Below are 20,608 nucleotides of genomic sequence, written 5' to 3' on the forward strand. Positions count from 1 at the left end.
ATAATATACATTTTTTAAGTAATACATATTATGAGAAATTCTAAACAAGTGGTTTTAACCTTCCTTCTGACGTTTATGTCAATGGGTGTTGTGCTTGCACAGCAGGATTCGGTTAATCTTGCCCCTGATGCAACTGTAACAACCTCATTTGTTTCACCCTGGGAGACATTGGGAGCAGTGAATGACGGCAAAGAGCCAACCAGTTCTGCAAAAACAGGAACGGCTTATGGTAACTGGAACGGAGAAGGCGACTATGGCATTTATAACTGGGTACAGTATGAATGGACCAAGGCTGTAAATATTACATCAACAGCAGTATATTGGTGGGATGATAATCCGGGTGCTGATGTGGGTATTGCACAACCAAATGATGCTTATATCGAATACTGGAATGGTGCAGCATGGGTCAATGCCGGAAATATTGGAACTGAACTGAACATGTATAATCAGTTAAACATCGGTAGTGTATGGGCTCAGCGTATCAGGATAACCATGAAAAGTCCTGCAGCAACAGGAATTCTGGAGTGGAAGGTTTTCGGACAGGCAGGCGGGGATTGTGAAGCTACAGTATTTGGTGTTTCCCTGAACGTTAATGGCTCAGATATTAGTGAATCTGATGTTGCCAAAATTCTTGTAGGTGATAATCTGGTTATTACAGCCGATGAACAGGAAGGTGGACAGTATTTCTGGAACAGTTCAAACGGATTTACAGCCACCGGAAACCAGGTTAGTTTTGAAGATATGCAACTCAATCAATCCGGTACATATACGGTAATGTTTATTAATGAGTGCGGTGCTATCTCAGAGTCTGTTATTTACGTGACCGTGGGAGTGACCAATGATGGTACAGCCTATACATGGCCGACATATGATCCTCCGATCTATTATGATTTCAGAGATGAATACCCGACACTTGAGATGCCTACAAAGGATCTGGACGATTGTGCCAACGTTGCAGGGCGTAAGTCATCCGAATGGTGGACTTTTGTCTGGGGCCCTAACAGACGTCAGGAAGTTACAGACTTAGCCATCGATAATATGCTTGAACGTTTTAACAAGGACTTCGCCTATTTCCGCGATACTATGGGATGGCCGCCGGACCACAGAGCCAAAAACGGCTATCGCAGCGCTATATATTTATATGGTTCAGGCCTGTGTACCGATAATGCCGATACCAATGCACTTGGTGGCTGGATGGGAAATATAACTTATCAGGGTGAGAACTGGCCTATGGTATTGGCTTCATATTTCCCGGTGAGTAGGTTTGATCCTAAATATCCTGACGATGGTTCCATGGGAGCAATGATCCATGAAGGTATTCATGCCTTGCTGGCAGATTTACCGGGAGCAAAAAATTCAGCCTGGTTCCAGGAAGGAGGTAATACCTGGTTACAGCAGGAAATGGAAGTACGAAAATCCGGAGTCGAACCGCAGTCGATGGGTTTTCTTAATGTTGGTGCCTTGATCGCTCCGTTTATGCCAATTGAATGCTATAGTGGATGGTTGCAGGATGAAAGCTTTGGAGGTCCTTCTGCTGAAGGCGTAAATATGGGTGATGAAAATGGCCAGATATGTACATGGAAAAGTTTATTGGGAGGAACCCAGTACGGAAATACATTCCCGATAGTTTTCAGCCAGATATTTGGTGATCATAGTGTTGCATGGATATGGAGATACTGTGAGAACAGGGTACTTGAAGGTATTGCAGATACTCTGGGCGATTATCAGACCAGACGTATGATTATGGAGTACAGGGCAAAAATGGCTATGCTTGACCTTGGAATGTGGTCGAAGGCTGCCCGCAATACGATTGATGGTTCTTTTGGTTTTGGAATTGGTGCAGAATGGCAACCTTCATGGCTGAACCCACGCATTTGGAATGCAACGCCTTACGTAATAACATCCGATGATGGTACGGGTCTACTAACACCGGAATACAGGACAACACCGGGATGGTCAGGTGCGAACCAAATTCCTTTGATAGTGAATTCAGATACGGTTAGTGTTGAATTTCTTCCCATCGGTAAGAACATGAGTTGCCAGTTGTGTTACAGGGCTACTGATGGATCTGTCGTTTACGGAGAGCCAGTGCTTGCCGGAGAATGTAAGTTGGCATTGGATAAAAAACCTGCTAATAATGTTGTCATTGCAGTAATATGTAATACAGATTATATTTATGAGGGTGAAAATACAAGAAAGGCACATTTTGATTATAAACTGAGAATGGGTAAAGGCATAAAAGAGCGGGCAAGCTGGAATACCAAATGGTATCATTGGGATTCAAATCTAACGAACTCGACAATTCCCGTTTCAACGGTTAATTTCTATGCGAGTACCAGAACAATTGATGTTGGTTCAAGCGTAAAATTTACTGATTTATCAACTAATGTTGTCAGAGATTATTTATGGGATTTTGGGGATGGAACCACAAGTACCGAAGAAGACCCGGAGCATACTTATGATACAGCCGGAACCTATACTGTTTCGCTGACGGTGGCCGGAACCAATGGAAGTATAACAAAGACAAGAACAGATTATATTACAGTAGCTTCAATAACAGGGATCAATAGTCTTAAATCTGATAAAACAATAGTGGTGTTCCCGAATCCGGTTAAATCAGATAAGGTGATTAATATTAAATTCGGGAAGGATCTGACATCACCTGCAGTAATAAGACTGACAGATATAAACGGGAGGCTTATCGCAATAAAAAACGCAACATCAAACACAACGCTGGATTGTCCTGAAAATGTGAGCCAGGGGGTTTATTTTGTATCGGTTAAAACAGGAGAAGACACTGAAGTTCATAAGCTGATAATACAATAATAAATAGTTTTTCATAGTAATTTGCTCAGAAAAGGTCGGGATGTTTACATTCCGTCCTTTTTTTATGCCTTCCTTTCGTCAACTTGAATTAGTATGCAATAACCGGTTTTTTGTGAATATATGCATTCGAATCAATTTGCCTGACAATAAAATCGGCCAGGTCAGCGCGGCTTATTCTTCTTCCACCTTTTGGAGTATGCCTGTTCTGAATTCTGTATTTACCGGTAAATGCTTTATGCGTCAGGTAAGTTGGCCGTACACAAATCCAGTCAATATCATTTGTGTCGTCCAAAATCGTTTCCCAACGGGTTTGGTCGTAATAAACCTTATTGAAATTAGGACGAATGATACGGTTCAGGAAAAAATTATCGGTCGAAGAATCACTCATGTCAATCAGTCCGGCAGTGATGGTAATCAATTTTTTTATTTTGGTTACTCTCATTGCTGCAAGGATATTCCGGCCTCCTTCGGAATAGATCTCTGTATAATTGTTGTTCGTTCCGGTTCCCAGTGCTGAAATAACCAAATCACAGCCTTTAAAATGTTCTTTCAGTTTTTCAGGCTCAAACACACCTCCTGTTATAAGTTCAACCTGCCCTTCCTCTATTTGTCCAAGTTCTTTTAGGTCTAGATTTGTAGGATTTCGCACTAATGCTTTGACATTATAATTTTCTTTAATCAATCGTTTAAGTACTTCACGTCCGGTGCTTCCTGTGGCACCCAGTAAGAATATTTTCATCTCATCATGATTTTTATGTTCTTAATCTTACGCAAAGATAGAGATGAAGAAAATTAAATACTTTTAATAATCAAATCAAAAACCGGACAAACCGTGTATTATTTGATTTTTGAATACTGATGGTGTTTGACCTGTGATTTTCTTAAACAGACGGGAGAAATAGGACGGGTCATCAATCCCAACATCATAGCAAATCTCACTAATATCCTTGCTGGAACTGAACATAAGGAGTTGACTTTGAAGAATAATAATATTCTGGATAATTTGTTTACTGCTTTTATTGAAATGAGCTTTCACGCATCTGTTCATGTAATTTTCAGAAACGCCTAATTCTTTGGCATAAAATTTTACATATTTGTGCGTCTTATAATGTTCATTTGCCAGTTGTTTAAACCTAATGGCTATTTCATTTTGTCTTGAAAGTGTCTTTTTGTTCTTAGATAAACCATTCAATTTGTAGATCAATGCCTGTAAAAGTCCGGTTCCCACTTTACGTTTTGGATCGATAGAAGAAATTTCACTGTACAATAAGTCACATAGTGTTTTAAGCCACTGGTTATTATCTGCATTCAGATTGATTAAAGTTTCAATTGCCAACAAATCAGGTAACTCATCATTACTGACGGTTGAAGAGATTACTTTATCTTCCAGAAGAATGAAGAATCCAACTAATTCATCTTTAACTGATTTGATTGAAAAAGCTTCTCCCTCCGGAACATATAAAATGGCGGGCGCCTTAATATTATAGGTTTCAATTCCTACCTGATGGTTAAATTCACCTTTATTCAGATATACAAAAAAATGATAATCAGCCTGAAGAAGCGGTGTGGGAAGTATCAGGTACTTAGAAATAAACTCCAATGGATAAATTTGCAAAGGAGTATTTTGCCATTTGAATCCTGTTGGAAGTTTTTTTATATAGCTCTCGATAAAATTGTTATATGTAGTATTTTGAGTCATTTTATTATCGTTTCTGGTAGAAAAATTCTAACCTATCCTTGGCGCAATTTTAAGCCATGTTTCCTTGGTTAGAAAACTTTCGTCAACCTGATCTTCCAATTCTAAAAAGCGTTTATAAGGAAGCGCGAATGATAGAGTATCCTTGTCTACAAGTTTTCGCACTGATAGATCTGTCAGTCCTACAAAACAAGTTGAGCCACCTTTCTCTGCCTCATTAAGAGGTAGCAATATTGTTTGCTGGCATCCTGCGGCAAAGTCTGTTTTTACATTATCCTGAGTCTCCTTATCATAATTGGCAAGCAGTATAAGCGCTGAAAGCTGATCAGCATTGACCATGAGAATAATTACTTCCGGGATCTCGACTTCTTTTAATTCCGAAAGGGGCTTAAAGATTATGTACTTATCGGTAACAATTTGTGGTAATCCTGTAGCAAATTTTTCGGCAAGCTCCATATTTTTAAGATAATACTCACCTTCTCTTCCATCCGGGAAACCAGAAGATAACAGATGCTTAATAAAATTCATATCATAACAACCGAACCCTAATCCGACCTGACCGCCCATACAAGGCGTCGTTTTTTTATCAAATACAGCTGTTCTCCCATTCGCTGCGGCATTTAATAACGAAACGACACAACCCCATCTACCTTCTTTAAACTGTGTGGCACCTTCAGGTATTATTGTTGAACGAAATACAGCAACCGGATGATATTTTAACATTATCGCATCTGCAATTTTACTTGTCCTAATCAGTCTCATCATGTCTTTTATAAAAAGTATGTAAAATCATGGAATGTAATTTTTTAAGTCGCGCATGGCTATAACCTTGTAGCCATGGTCATGCATATATTTCAGATACCCGCTAAAAAGTTCCGGTGAAGTATTCACATGCGGATGAACAATGTCTGGTACACCGTGAATGGTAAATACTATGATATCTCCGGGTTTGGAATTCTTTAGTATATCCATGATCCGGTTCTTTGCGTTTTCATCAGATCCGGTAGTGCTGTAGCTCGGGATCAGTAGAAGATTGTCCTGTGCAGGAACAAAATTTCTGCTTCCTCCAATGCGGGCATAGGTATATCCCATATCTTTTAACACGACTTTAGCCAATGAAGCAGTATCATAACCAGGATAAGCAAATGAAACCGGTTTAGGAATATTGTGTGCTTTACATTTATCTTCAATATAAGCAATCTGTTCTTCCATTTCACTGCGATGCATGCTGTTCACGTGTTTATGGGTTCTGGTATGATTTCCGATCTCAAATCCCATGTTATTGAGTTCGCTTATCTGGTTCCAGTTCATATATTGCAATGTGTCTGCTGGTGTACGACGGGGATATTCACAAATAAAAAAGGTTCCGCCAAATCCGTACTGCTTTAATAGAGGGGCAACATATGTATAATGGCTGATAACAGCATCGTCAAAGGTGAGAACGATTATTGGCGCATCAGAACCTGATTCAGACTTTTCTGACTTATTGAATTTACAGGATTGAAAACTAAGCAGAATTAAAAGGAAATACCCGGTTTTTTTGATCATATTCATAATATCAGATTTTTATACTTTCAGAACGTATGACATATAAAAATAAAATCACTGATGAAATTTGAATGGACATGATCAAAGATAGAGCTAAATCTGTTTTTGAAGTAAAATGAATGGATGAATATTGGATCAATAATTGCCAAATTCTATCGTTTTAAGACATTCGTTTGTAAATTCGGTAAAGTATGGGTTATTTAGTAAAGTGTTTAATTTAATGCAATACAATAACTGAAAGTGAAATATCATATAACAGGTATTAATGGATTGTATCAATGAAGAGTGCTTTACGTTTTATACTGTGCTTGATCTGGCTATGTTGCAGTGCTGAGAATTTATTTTCGCAGGATCTTTTTTTTGAAGTCGAAAGAGGTACGGATATTTCTCCAAATACATCTATCCATGGTATTGCAAAAGATTCCCTGGGATATATCTGGTTTGGAAGTTGGAGTGGATTATACCGGTTTGATGGGAATAAATTTGATGTATTTAATCATATTCAGGGGGATTCGTTATCTGTACCTAATAACAGAATCCGTAATTTAATCACAGATGATAACCAACAGCTATGGATTCTTACATTTGATAACAAATATGTTAAGTACAATTATGGACTAGATTATTTTCGAACGATACCTGACAGTTTAGTCCCTAATAATGTTTCACTCTTACTGAGTTATATTCCCAACCAGTTAAACCGGAATAAAACCATTCACGGTTATAGTTATTACATTTCGGGGAATGTGTTCACTTCGTATAATACAGCTACAGGAGATGAACGACGATATCATTCCAATCTTTGGCAACCCGGCGCATTGACAGATGATTATATTACATGTTTTTATATTGATAATCAGAATTTTATATGGTTGGGATCGAGGAGTGGTACTGTGTATAAAGTTAATACAAACAGAAAACCCTTTAATTTATTTCATCTGATAAACGAAAATTCAGAACAACCGGTATTAACTTCTGTAAGGTCAATTCTTAAAACTGACAATGAACTTTGGCTGGGAACAAACAACGATGGTATGTTCATTTATAAAAACGGGAAGTTGGGGAAGCACCATCCTTACCTCAGATCGAAGAATGAACAGAAACAAATCAGGGCATTACTGGAAGATAAGTTTGGCAGAATATGGGTTGGTGGTTTGAAGGGGATTAGCTGTTATGATCCGGAGACCCAAAAAAGTACTGAAATATTGAATAAAACTCTTTTCCCGGATATTTTGGTAAGTTCGGTTTATAGTTTAGTCAGTTCCAATGATGGAAATATCTGGGCAGGTTTATACAACGGACTTGTTAGAATTAATGTGGAGAATCATCAGCTGAAGTTTTATGATTTCTCGGGGGAAATTGATAACCATAGTGTTATGAGCCTGGTTGAAGACCAGTTTCATAATTTATGGATCGCTACTGAAGGTGCCGGTATTGTTGTGTTATGTCCTGACAGCATTGGGAACTATAACGAAGTTCAACACATCGATAATACTAAGGGAGAAAGGAAAAGGCTAACGGGTAATCTGGTATATACCTTATATGAGGATCAGCGAGGAGAAATCTGGGCAGGAACATCAGAAGCCTTAAACAGGATTAATCCTGAGAATTATTCTGTTACATCCTATGAGATGAAGGATGGATTGCAGGATCAATACATCTCGGCTATTACAGGAGACGAAAATGGTAACATATGGATAGCCCATAAAAAAGGGATATCGAGGTTTAATCTTGGTACATCAAAGATTTATAATTATTCGCTTCAGGAAAATAATATGAGCTGGGTTTTTCTGGATGGCGCATGTTATAACGATACATTGAATAATACTATATTTTTTGGATCCAGAGAAGGGTATGTGTCTTTTAATCCTGATCTGATTAATTCGGATGATTATCAGCCCGTATTATTGTTTTCAAAACTATACGTGTCTGGAATTGAGGTTAAACCCGGAAAATCAATTAATAATCAGGTCATATTAAATAAGGTACTGATTAATACCAAAAAAATAATTCTTAATAACAATAACCGAAGTTTCTCAATTGCGTTGGTCGATTTAAACTATGAGAATAAAAATGGTGATGTGATCTTCTATAAACTGGAAGGTTTTGACGAAGATTATGTGCAGACCAAACACAATATAATACCTTATTCAAAAATACCTTCTGGCAATTATACACTGTCAGCTTATGTAGCGACCTCTGATGGGATCATTTCTGATAGCATACACCTGTTTATTCGCATCATGCCTCCCTGGTATGCCACAAGGGTAGCTTATGTCATTTATGTATTATTATTGTTAGGCGTTATATATATGGCTTACAGGATTATTATTTCCCGTGAACGCCTGAAAAGCCAATTGCTGATTGAAAAACTGAATCTGGAAAAACAGGAAGAGATAAATAAAGAGAAGATTGATTTTTTTACCAATGTGTCACATGAGTTAAAAACACCACTAACCTTAATTGTCGATCCGATCAAACAGTTGAAAAACAGACATCTGTCATCAGATAATAAGGCACTTTATCTGGAGCTTATTGAACGTAATGTAATGCATCTTTCGAATCTTATCAATCAACTGTTGGACTTTAGAAAATCAGAAACCAGAAAAATTTTACCGGATTATACCCTCGAAAATGGGATTCGTATTGTCAGGGAGAGCGTGTTGTCATTTAGTATGATGGCCATGAACCGAAAAATAGATTTGGTTTTCAATTCAGAAATTGAAGAGTTAATTGGATATTATGATAGAGAAAGACTTGAAAAAATATTGTTAAATCTGATATCCAATGCGTTTAAATATACGCCTGATGGTGGTAGAATAGAGGTGCTATTTAGTTTTGGGAAAGACAAGAACAGGTATGTTGTTGTAATTAAAGATAGTGGTGTTGGCATAAAGAGAGAAGCGCTTAAAACGATCTTTGAACCTTTTAATAATGAAGGAACAAAGCCTTTCTATGGCTATTCATCAGGTATGGGGCTGACAATAACAAGAAATTATGTTGATATTCTGGGAGGGACTATTAAAATTGAGAGTGATAAGAATAAAGGGACAATAGTCAGCTTAAGCTTTCCTTATAATGAACCTGAAACAGGATTATCAGGAATGCAGAACCATATCCTGAATAATACATCAGAAGCAGAAGATTTGAATTCAAGCGGACCTTCAGTTCTGATTGTTGAAGATAATCCTGATGTGCTATCTTACCTTACCGCTGAACTTGGAGATACATACACACTGCTTTCGGAGAATAATGGAGAAGATGGTTTGAAAAGTGCTGTTCAGAATATACCTGATATGATCATTTCTGATGTAATGATGCCCAGGATGGACGGAATAGCGATGTGTAACCTGGTTAAGACCAATGCAAAAACAAGCCATATTCCTGTTATATTATTAACTGCCAAAGGGACAAATGAAGATCAGATTATTGGATTGAAGAGTGGAGCAGACCTTTATATTCAAAAACCCTTTAATGTAGAAGTATTGAAAGCTCAGATCAAGAGTACGCTGGAAAACAGGCAAAAAATGCAGAAGCAACTTGCAGGTGCTAAGTTCATTGGTGATATTATGAATCAAAATATTGATCCGGATAACGCATTTCTAAATAAATCTATTGAGTTTGTAAAGAGGAATATTGACAATGTTAACTTCAATACAGAAGAACTTGCAAAGTTTCTTGAAATAAGTCCCCGGCAGCTTTATCGCAAACTTAAGGCTGTAACGGGAAGTACAGTACAGGAGTTCATTGTTCGTATAAGAATGGAGCGGGCATCAGAACTCTTACTAACAACCGGAATGACAATTTCTGAGATAGCTTATAAAGTAGGTTTTACAGAACCTTCAAATTTTTCCAGAACATTCTCCAGACATTTTGGAAGCAGCCCTTCAAAATACAGATCAGGTAAAAAATAATAAGTTTTTGATTAAATTTAAACATTGTACTTGCACTATACTTTGGTTATTAGCAATCAACTGGTTTAAATCATAAATTTGTCATAATATGATATGTCATGGCATATACTGATAAATAATACTTTGCTGTACTGTATTATTTTAGACGAATAATTTTTTAATTACATTATGAATAAAACTACGAAATTAATTTTTTTAGCGGTGAGTATGCTTGTATTGCTTATACCTTTTCAGGCAGATGCTCAGCGAAAGATGGAAAAACTGGGTAGAGGGACGGTTGCGATCAGGGAGAATTCTTCATCGGTTTTTATTAGCTGGAGAATACTGGGTACGGAATTCAGTAATGGAACCACCTATAATCTGTATCGGGATAATACATTAATTGCTTCGGATCTGAATGTATCTAACTATACGGATAACAACGCATCTGCAAGTAAATATGCCGTCGCACCTGTTGTTGATGGCGTAGAGCAGGAAAAATCACCTGAGGTTGGGATTCATGGCAATCAGGTTTTTGAAGTTCCTATTGAGTATCTGGGTGATTATTTTGTGCATCTGGCCTGGGTTGGTGATCTGGATGGAGATGGAGAATATGAGTTTGTTGTGGATAGAATTCCCAATATTGCTGATGCAACCTGTAAAGTGGAAGCCTATGAAAAAGATGGAACACGACTTTGGCAGGTAGATATGGGGCCACTCAGCCTGAATCGTGATGGCATAGAAGGAGGAGCTGCCGTAATCAGTAACGGGATGTGGGATGGTGTTACAGTATATGATCTTGATATGGATGGCAAAGCTGAAGTCGTTATAAAATCGGCTAATGGTACAATATTTGGAGACGGATCGACATTAAGTTATACAAACGATATACAAAATTTTTTGTCTGTTGTGGACGGTATGACAGGGAGTGAAAAATCAAGAATTGCACTTCCAACAGATTATATATCTGATGGTCCTCTACAGACACAGTTAAATATTGCGTACCTCGATGGAGTTCATCCTTCAGTAGTTGTTAAAGCAAAAAACAGAAGGGATGATGGAGCGTTTAACCTCCTTGTCAGTGCATATGATTATAACGGTGAGATTACACAACGCTGGAAATGGTTAAGAGGTAATTACAACGCTCCCGAATTTCATCAACAACGTATCGTTGATGTGGATCTGGATGGTAAGGATGAAATTTGTGATGGTGGATATGTCCTGGATGATAATGGAACGCCATTATATTCATTGGGATATCAGGGAATTGTACATGGTGACCGTTTTCATATTGGAGATTTCGATCCGGATCGGCCAGGACTGGAAGGTTATGGAATTCAGCAGGATAATCCAAGTGGACTGGCCTGGTATTACTATGATGCCAGGGATGGAACTTTTTTGCAAACGCAATACAGAGCATCTATTGGAGATTATGCCCGGGGTAATGTAGCAGATATTGATCCAAGGCATCCCGGGTTTGAAATGTGGACTTTTACGGATGGTATCTATAATGTTCAGGATGGTAGAATTACCAGTGTAATTACCGGATCTTATCCCAATCTCCGGTTATGGTGGGATGGTGATCTTCAAAGTGAAATGCTGGATGGTGTTAAATTCCTGAAATGGAATTATGTGGGCAACTATGAGGAGCGAATATTGACTGCAAGTGACTGGGGAGCGGTATACACCTGGCGTAACGTTCCTGTTTTGTACGGTGATATAATGGGAGACTGGCGTGAAGAAGTTGTTTATGAGAAGTCAGATCACAGGGCATTGCAGATATTTAATACGACGGCCCCCACCAATCAACGAATTTATACTCTGGCACATAATCCTGAGTACCGGCTTTGCATGACTACTAAAGGCTATTACCAGTCTGCTCAACTGGATTATTATCTGGGTAATGGTATGACTACACCACCAATACCTGCTATGCAGCGGGCAAAAGCTGTATGGACAGGAATTAGTTCACAAACGTGGAATACAACCGATAATAATTGGGATGTGAACAATATTCAATCTACATATGAAGCAAACGATTCCGTTTTATTTGGTATTGAAGGAACCGGACATACCCATGTTGTTATAAATGATGTTATTGCCCCGGCTATTAATTATGTTATTTCTCCTGTAGACTATGAGTTTTCGGGAACCGGTGATCTGGCAGGTGACGGTGATTTGATTAAATCGGGATACAGTACCTTGACACTTGGCGTTAGTGGATCATATACAGGTAAAACCAGCGTTGAACAGGGGACATTGGTCATAAATAATGAAATTAGCGAGAGTGAGGTAGACGTATTTGGGGGCGCAACTATTGCTGGAAATGGAACAATCTTTAAGACATGTTCTTTTGAAAAACGGTCTGTGATAGCACCGGGGAATCCTAATGAAGCAGGTTCTTTAACTTTTAAGGATGATCTGGTATTAACGGCGGGAATGATTCTTACGTTTGATCTTACAGATGATTCAACCAGTATGATTAAGCCGGGTGATAAAATAATATGTGATAGTGGTGTTGTCGTTAATAAGATCGTAATAAGGATCAATAATCTGGACGAGGTGATTAAACCGGGACTATATCCACTGATTGAATATGGCACTGAGTTTACCGGTAATTTATCAGATATAACCATTGAGGGTTTGTTCGGACGGAAGTATTTTGTAAAGGACACATTAAATTCCATTGCATTGGAAATAATAGGAACACGTGATCCTTCAACCATTGTATGGGATGGGACAGATGTTAACTGGGATTTGCAAAACAACGATAACTGGTTGCTGGACGGAAACAAAACACAGTTTGTTGCAGGAGACAGTGTGGTACTTGATGAAACCGGAAAGTCTCTGCCGTCCATATTGTTAAAAGGGAATTTGCCAATAGGTAATCTGTCTGTTAATGGGAATGTAACTTATAGCATTCTGGGAAGTGGTGTTCTGGGTGGAGATGGTGATGTGGTTGTAAGTGAACAAAGTACGCTTCGGCTTTTCGGAAGTTCAAATACATATACCGGGAAAACAATTGTCAATGGCGGTACTTTGTATACGGAGAGTTTTGATGTGGCAGGGAAGCCGAGTGCCGTAGGGGCAAATCCTTCTGTTGCTTCTGAAGAATTTGTATTGAATAATGCATTTCTCAATTACAGTACATCAAAAGACAGTTATACAGATAAGGGAATGATGATAAGTGGACAGACAGATATTATTCAGATAAGCCAGGGAAATTCCACTTTATCTGTCGCAGGGTATTTGAAAGGAAGCGGCGCGTTAGTTAAGCAAGGTCCCGGAACGTTGTATCTTCTAAATAATGGCAACAGTTATACTGGTGGAACCGTGATTGAGGAAGGTGCGATTCAGCTTAATGATCCCGGAAGTGGACAGAATGTAAGAGCACTTGGTACCGGATTAATTACGTTTAAAGGGGGTGTTTTAAAAATGGGCAATACCCGTGATTATACCGATTTCAATTCAAACATTTTTGTTCCGGAAGGCTATGAAGGTAGGCTTGAAGCAGATATGAGATGTAATTTCGGAGGAAAACTTACAGGTAAGGGGACTTTAAATATTGTGCTTCCCGGAGATATTGATCGAACAATATTCAGGGGAGACTGGTCTGAATTTCAGGGGACCGTTCATGTTGAGGGTGTATCACCTTTACGTTTAAGCGGAAGTGCTGGGTATGGAAATATGACTTTCGATCTGGCATCCGGGATGACCATGTATTACAGTACAGGGACAAGCAGTGGAGATAATATTGCACAAACAGTACATGTTGGAAGCGTAACAGGTGCATCTGATTCATACCTGAAAACTGAAAACTGGGTGATCGGAGAGAGAAATGATACATCAATTTTTAATGGAGTAATTCAGGGGAATTCCCTTACAAAAACAGGAACAGGAATGCTTTTTCTCACTAATTCCAGCACGTATTCAGGTGGAACGACAGTAAATTCTGGCGTATTGTATATAAATAACACTACAGGAAGTGCAACAGGTTCAGGCACTGTAAATATAAATTCAGGAGGAATACTTGATGGCACAGGTATAATCAATGGTAGAGTTGTGGTTAATAATGGGGGCGTTTTGTCTCCAGGATGGAGATATGGTACGCTTACGATCAATAATAATGTAACCCTGAACGCCGGGGCAACTCTTTTGGTTGATGTAAATACCAATGGCAATACATGCGATAAGATTCTGACCAATGGCAAAACTGTCAGTCTCGGTGGTACACTTCAAATGAATAAACTTACCTCTGACGCTTATCAGGAAGACGACAGCTTTGAACTCTTTGCTAATTCAAACGTAACAGGCTCATTCAATGTTATTGAACCATCCGTTCCCGGTCCTGGTTTGGCATGGGATACATCACTGTTGAATGAACAAGGGATTATAAAAGTCATGAAATCTACTCCACTTCAGGATGTGAGCAACGATCAGATCAGTCTTTATCCTAATCCGGTTAAGGATCTGTTAATCATTGATATTGCCGGTGGCGTAAGTCCCGATATTATCACGGTTAAATCACTTTCGGGTAAGGTTTTATACAATACTTTACCTGTCGGTAAAAATGAATTAGATATGTCTGCGTTAGCGCCGGGTATATATATTGTTGAGATCAAAGCAACTGATAGGGTTGTGACATATAAGGTTTGTAAAGAATAACCTTGTTTTAAAGAATACCTTTAGGTTTAATTAAAAAGAAAAATAATGCGCATAAAAAAGACGATAAGTGTAGTTACTGTTTTAGTGGCAGCCGTTTTTGCATTGCACGCTGAAGTAACAAGACATAAATATAATTTTAATTCAGGGTGGAAATTGTTGGTTGGTGATGCACCGGAGGCCTCTGCATTGAAATTTGATGATTCTGAATGGAAAGAGATAACTCTGCCATACGCATGGAATGAAAGTGAGGCATTTATGAAGGATATCGCGAAGCTTTCTACGGGGATTGCATGGTATAGAAAGACCTTTGTTTTACCGGAAAATGATAATAATCCAAAAGTATTTCTGGAATTTGAAGGGGTGAGACAGGGTGGAGAGTTCTATGTAAACGGAACGTTGGTAGGGCTCCATGAAAATGGTATAACTGCAGTTGGGTTGGATGTATCAGATCTGGTTAAACCATACCCGGCAAAAAACGTAGTCTCTGTAAGGACAGATAACAGCTGGGACTACAGGGAACGGTTTTACAATCAGCGATATCAGTGGAATGACAGAAACTTTAATGCCAATTACGGCGGAATACCTAAAAACGTTTACCTGTACACAACGGGAAATGTTTATCAGACACTTCCTTTGTATAAGACTTTGGGAACAACAGGGGTCTATGTTTATGCGACGGATATAGACATCAAAGGCAAAAAGGCCGAAATTCATGTTGATTCTGAAGTTAAAAATGAAAGTAATACCGCTGTTGTTGCCAGGCTGGCGATAACTGTTAAGGACCTTAAAGGTAATGAGGTAGCAAGATTTGATGGTATACCGGGCCTCGTTTCTCCAAATGGAATTGCCGAGTTAAAGGCTTCAACAGAACTGACTAATCTGGAATTCTGGAGTTGGGGATACGGGTATTTGTATACGGTTGTCTCTGAGTTGATTGTTGATGATCGGGTTGTGGATGAGGTCCCGGTTCGCACCGGATTTAGAAAGACTGCGTTTAAAAATGGTATGGTTTATTTGAATGACAGGGTCATTATGATGAAAGGTTATGCGCAGCGAACCAGCAATGAATGGCCGGGTGTAGGAATGTCTGTTCCGCCATGGTTAAGCGACTACAGTAATAAACTGATGATTGAATCAAATGGAAATTTTGTACGTTGGATGCACATTACACCATGGAAACAGGATGTGGAGTCGTGCGACCGTGTTGGTTTAATTCAGGTGATGCCGGCCGGAGATTCGGAAAGAGATGTAACAGGGCGTCGCTGGGAACAACGCTGTGAGGTTATGCGTGATGCCATTATTTATAACCGTAATAACCCGAGCATTTTGTTTTATGAAGGAGGAAACGAGAATATTAGTGAAGCGCATATGGCGGAGTTAAAGGTCATAAGAGATACTTATGATCCTTATGGTGGCCGTGCTATCGGTAGCCGGGAGATGTTGGATAGCAAAGAGGCAGAGTATGGTGGGGAGATGTTGTATATTAATAAAAGTGCAGGAAAGCCACTGTTTGCAACAGAATATTCCCGTGATGAAGGACTGCGAAAATATTGGGATGAATACACGCCACCTTATCACAAGGAAGGTTCTGGAGGTACGCATGCTCATAATGTAAGCGGAAGTAAAGTAACAGATGCATCACCCTATAACCATAACCGGGATGCACATGCCATTGAGAATGTCAGACGCTGGTATGATTATTATATTCAAAGACCCGGAACAGGAACCCGGGTAAGCAGCGGAGGTGCGAAAATAATATTTTCAGATACCAATACACATTACCGTGGTGAGCAGAATTACCGGCGAAGTGGTGAAGTAGATCCTATGCGAATACCTAAAGATAACTTTTTTGCCCAGCAGGTGATGTGGGCCGGATGGGTAGATATTGAAAAATATTTGACCCATATTATAGGACACTGGAATTACACTGATAAAACCGTAAAGGATGTTTATGTGGTTTCGTCCGGTGATAAAGTGGAACTGTTTGTTAATGGAAAATCTCAGGGGTTCGGCAATAATTCATACCGCTTCCTTTATACTTTCCCAAATATAAAATATGAAGCCGGAGAGATAAAGGCCGTATCTTTTAAAGAGGGTAAAGTCGTTTCTGAAGATGTTATCAAGACTGCAGGAGCACCGTTTGCATTAAAGCTTACTACCATGGAATCACCGGTTGGTTTCAAAGCGGATGGCGCAGACCTGGCAATGGTGCAGGTAGAGGTGGTTGATATAGACGGACACCGTTGTCCAACTGCATTGAATATGATACATTTTGAACTGAGTGGAAATGCGGAGTGGGTAGGTGGTATCGCAACAGGTCCTGAGGGAAACTACGTTGGAGAAACAGCATTACCTGTAGAGTGTGGCGTAAACAGAGTCCTGATCAGATCGACTACCAAAGCAGGCAAAATAAAACTTAAGGCTACTTCAGATGGTCTAAACGCTGCTAAAGTCAGTCTTGTTACTGTTCCGGCGGAGGTACAAAACGGATTGTCTGAACAATTTGTGGCGGAAGGCTTGCCGTGTAATCTTGAACAAGGTCCCACGCCTCTGACACCTTCTTATACCGTCACCCGTAAATCCATTCCTGTTGCTTCAGCTATTGCCGGAGCCAATTCTGATAAGGCTTATATGAGTTATGATGACAATGAAATGTCAGAATGGACAAATGATGGTAAAATGTCCACCGGTTGGATTATGTATAAACTGGATACGATAGCTGAAATTGATGAGGTATCACTAAAAATGACCGGGTGGAGGAGAAGGACATATCCGATCGATATTTTTGTGGATGACAAAAAAGTGTGGTCCGGTGAAACGGAGCGTAGTCTGGGTTACATTCTTATTCCGGTTGAACCAACGGAAGGAAAGACTGTAACAATAAAACTTACCGGTGCCGGTATAGAAGCTGATATGTTTCAGAATATGATAGAAGTGAGTGGAAAAGTGGAACTGGATGGTTTCCGGGATCCGGAAGATATGGATACCAAAGGTCAACTAAGAATTGTAGAAGCTGAATTTTTTAAAAACGTAAAACCGTCGTTAAAAAATTGAACGATATTTTTTAGGTTGGATAAGGGATGTCTTTTGGGTAGACATCCCTTTTTATTTAAGTATACTCTGAGTTTAACCAAATCTGTAATATATTTTAGATTGTTGTATTGATATGTGTTCGCAGAATAAAAAGTAGTGTAAATTTGTTTTCATGGCCGCATCAGATGATTTTTATTTTTGTAAAGAAGAACCGAATAAGAGCTGCCTGCTGGCTTTACGAAGTATTATTCTGGAACAGGATAGCAGAATAACAGAAACTGTGAAATATGGAATGCCTTGCTTTTGTTTTAAAAACAAAGCATGCTGTTATCTGTGGGAAGACAGGAAAGATAATTTACCCTACATTCTTATGGTGGAAGGCAGATATTTGAATTTCCCGGGACTGGAAGCGGAAAATCGTTCCAGGATGAAAATACTTAAAGTTAATCCTATGGAAGACATTCCTATTGATGAAATAGAAACGATATTACAGGCTGCACTGGACCTGTATCGCAATGGCATAATTCATGTTAAATAATCTGTAATTTATTGCGTATATATTATATGTTATCTACAAAATCAACATGATTTGTAGAGATTCTGAAACTTTTTTGTGAGATTATTGATATTTTATTAATAAAATAAACATATTTTAACACTTTGAATATCTGTATAAAACTCTTTATTTAAAAGGTTTTCGGTTTTAATATTAAAATAATATTAATTTAAATGTTAAATAATTTGTTTTTAATATCAATACAGTGTAAATTTGAGGTATTAAAGTTAAAGTAATTAGGTTATACAGTTTTTATAAAGGAAATTTAGATGCTTACAATGTTCTTTGCAATATTTATCTTAACTCAATTCAGAGCAGGAAGGCGGGTTGTTAGAGCGATGATAGAACAAAAGGCCGGAACTGTTAATATTAAGTTTTTTGATAAGTATTTCCAGGAATAGAGCACTAGATTTCCTTATGAATTTGAACTTCACAGGGGTTTTTCATAATACATCAATTTTGGGGTTAAAGGGATACGGTTGCCAGATCGGTCCCTTTAAATTTTTTATATAAATACTCTAAAACGAATGAAAACCGGGATCCTCTTGTTACGTGCTTTAATCCAGAAGTTTACCAATTAAATCTTTACGGTTCATTCGGGTGAGTTCATTTCGCAGAGCAGTGCGGTACTCTTTCTTATACCAGAAGAAAAAGCTACGTTGTTTCAGTTTGTCATTTTTGTTTTTGGCAATGGTTACCGGTTTTCCGGTATACGGATCAATTCCTGAATAATACATAACCGTGGCGAGTGTCATTGGCGTTGGTGTAAAATCCTGAACCTGTTCCAGTTTAAATCCCTGTGTTTTTGTTTTTACAGCAAGGTCGGCCATGTGTTCAGCCTCACAACCAGGATGGCTTGATATAAAGTAAGGTATCAGCTGCTGGTTCATCCCTGTTTCCTGATTGATTTTGTCGAAATATTTTTTCAGACTATAAAATAGTTTATAGCTCGGTTTACGCATCATTTTTAGTACTTCATCCTCCGTATGTTCCGGTGCAACTTTCAGCCTTCCGGAAACATGTTTCGTAATCAGGTCCTTCAGGTAAATTTCCTTGTCCGGTGACAGCGGCAGGTGGTTATGTGGATTTAAAAGAAGGTCGTACCTTATTCCGCTTCCAACAAAACTTTTTTTCACACCTTCCAGGCTGTCCACTTCATTGTAAACTTCAAGCATAGGTGTATGATCTGTATCAAGATTATCACAAACTATGGGATAAATACAGGATGGTCTGGCACATCTTTTACACATATCAAGGTCCTTCCCCTGCATCTGGTACATATTGGCCGATGGTCCGCCGAGGTCAGAAACATAGCCTTTAAAATCTGCCATTTCTGTTAGTTGCTTTACCTCATCGATGATAGATTTTTTGCTTCGGCTCACCACAAATTTTCCCTGATGGGCCGAAATGGTACAAAAGCTGCATCCTCCAAAACAACCACGGTGCATATTCACCGAAAATTTAATCATTTCGTACGCCGGTATATGTTTATCCCTGTATTTGGGATGAGGCATTCGGGTGTATGGCAACGCATGGACTTTATCAAGCTCTTTTGAGTCCATAGGAGGGAACGGTGGATTGATTACAACCACGCCGTTGCCGGTTGGCTGCAACAAGCGCCGTGCAAACCATTTATTGGATTCTCGTTCAATAATGGCAAAATTCCTGGCATATGCCGTTTTATCCTCCATGCATATTTCATGGGACGCAAGCGTAATATCTTCCCAGTTTTTATTTTTGGGCAGATGATCCGGATCAGCTATAAATGCTGTTTGCTCTATGGTTTTAATGGATTCAAACGGCACCCCTCTTTCCAAAAGTCTGACAAGTTCTTTAAGCGCAGTTTCACCCATGCCGTAGATCAGAAGGTCTGCTTTGCTGCTTTCCAGAATTGAGGGCATCAATTGGTCCTGCCAGTAGTCATAATGCGTCACTCTGCGTAAAGAGGCTTCCACACCACCAATTAGAACCGGTATGTCAGGAAATAAATCTTTCAGAATATTGCTGTAGACTGTTGTTGCATAATCCGGTCTGGCACCGGCACGTCCATCTGCTGTGTAAGCATCATTCGACCTCAATCGTTTGTTGGCAGTATAATGGTTTACCATGGAATCCATACAGCCGGCAGTTACGCCAAAAAATAATCTGGGTTTTCCAAGTTTTTTGAAATCCCGAAGATCATCGCGCCAGTTGGGTTGTGGCACAAGAGCCACTTTCAGGTTCATTGATTCCAGTAAACGCCCAATAACGGCATGCCCGAACGACGGATGATCGATATAGGCATCACCGGAAAAAAGAATGACATCAGCCTGATCCCATCCTCTGAGTTCCATCTCTTTCTTTGTCGTAGGGAGCCAGTCTGTTAAATTATAGTTTTTGGTTGTTGACATA

10 protein-coding genes are annotated in these 20,608 nt (G+C 39.1%); 5 read left to right on the plus strand and 5 right to left on the minus strand.

Features of this window, described 5'->3' with window-relative positions:
• Window positions 1-30 precede the first annotated feature (30 nt).
• The gene (locus tag ACE1ET_RS04125; RefSeq protein ID WP_375727097.1) at window positions 31-2,826 is read left to right on the plus strand and encodes a T9SS type A sorting domain-containing protein; all 2,796 of its coding nucleotides are present in this window, start codon (window positions 31-33) and stop codon (window positions 2,824-2,826) included.
• Window positions 2,827-2,914: 88 nt separating this feature from the next.
• Here the strand turns inward: ACE1ET_RS04125 and ACE1ET_RS04130 are convergent, their stop codons facing one another.
• The 4 genes from ACE1ET_RS04130 to ACE1ET_RS04145 form a co-directional block, all read right to left on the minus strand.
• A complete protein-coding gene (locus ACE1ET_RS04130; RefSeq protein ID WP_375727098.1) occupies window positions 2,915-3,565 on the minus strand; it encodes an NAD(P)-dependent oxidoreductase in 651 nt (216 codons plus the stop codon).
• 75 nt (window positions 3,566-3,640) lie between these two features.
• The gene (locus ACE1ET_RS04135) at window positions 3,641-4,525 is read right to left on the minus strand and encodes a helix-turn-helix domain-containing protein (RefSeq protein ID WP_375727099.1); all 885 of its coding nucleotides are present in this window, start codon (window positions 4,523-4,525) and stop codon (window positions 3,641-3,643) included.
• A 27-nt stretch (window positions 4,526-4,552) separates the two neighbouring features.
• Window positions 4,553-5,287 carry a DUF169 domain-containing protein gene (locus tag ACE1ET_RS04140; RefSeq protein WP_375727100.1) on the minus strand — a complete coding sequence of 245 codons (735 nt, stop codon included), beginning with the start codon at window positions 5,285-5,287 and terminating at the stop codon, window positions 4,553-4,555.
• A 24-nt stretch (window positions 5,288-5,311) separates the two neighbouring features.
• Window positions 5,312-6,076 (minus strand): polysaccharide deacetylase family protein, encoded by a 765-nt coding sequence (locus ACE1ET_RS04145; RefSeq protein WP_375727101.1) that lies wholly within the window; start codon window positions 6,074-6,076, stop codon window positions 5,312-5,314.
• A 272-nt stretch (window positions 6,077-6,348) separates the two neighbouring features.
• On the opposite strand from ACE1ET_RS04145, the gene ACE1ET_RS04150 reads away from it, so the two are divergent.
• The 4 genes from ACE1ET_RS04150 (at window position 6,349) to ACE1ET_RS04165 (ending at window position 18,199) form a co-directional block, all read left to right on the plus strand.
• Entirely contained in the window at window positions 6,349-9,984 is a 3,636-nt protein-coding gene (locus tag ACE1ET_RS04150; protein ID WP_375727102.1) for a hybrid sensor histidine kinase/response regulator transcription factor, read from the plus strand.
• 207 nt (window positions 9,985-10,191) lie between these two features.
• Window positions 10,192-14,628 carry a rhamnogalacturonan lyase family protein gene (locus ACE1ET_RS04155; RefSeq protein ID WP_375727499.1) on the plus strand — a complete coding sequence of 1,479 codons (4,437 nt, stop codon included), beginning with the start codon at window positions 10,192-10,194 and terminating at the stop codon, window positions 14,626-14,628.
• Window positions 14,629-14,673: 45 nt separating this feature from the next.
• Window positions 14,674-17,682 carry a glycoside hydrolase family 2 protein gene (locus tag ACE1ET_RS04160; protein ID WP_375727103.1) on the plus strand — a complete coding sequence of 1,003 codons (3,009 nt, stop codon included), beginning with the start codon at window positions 14,674-14,676 and terminating at the stop codon, window positions 17,680-17,682.
• Window positions 17,683-17,833: 151 nt separating this feature from the next.
• Window positions 17,834-18,199 carry a DUF1801 domain-containing protein gene (locus ACE1ET_RS04165; protein ID WP_375727104.1) on the plus strand — a complete coding sequence of 122 codons (366 nt, stop codon included), beginning with the start codon at window positions 17,834-17,836 and terminating at the stop codon, window positions 18,197-18,199.
• A gap of 575 nt (window positions 18,200-18,774) precedes the next feature.
• Here the strand turns inward: ACE1ET_RS04165 and ACE1ET_RS04170 are convergent.
• Entirely contained in the window at window positions 18,775-20,607 is a 1,833-nt protein-coding gene (locus ACE1ET_RS04170) for a YgiQ family radical SAM protein (RefSeq protein ID WP_375727105.1), read from the minus strand.
• Between the last annotated feature and the right edge of the window lies 1 nt (window position 20,608).

Origin of the sequence: Quyinboa mangrovi (genome assembly GCF_042219825.1) — a bacterium.
Taxonomy (GTDB): Bacteria; Bacteroidota; Bacteroidia; order Bacteroidales; family UBA5342; genus JBHJHP01.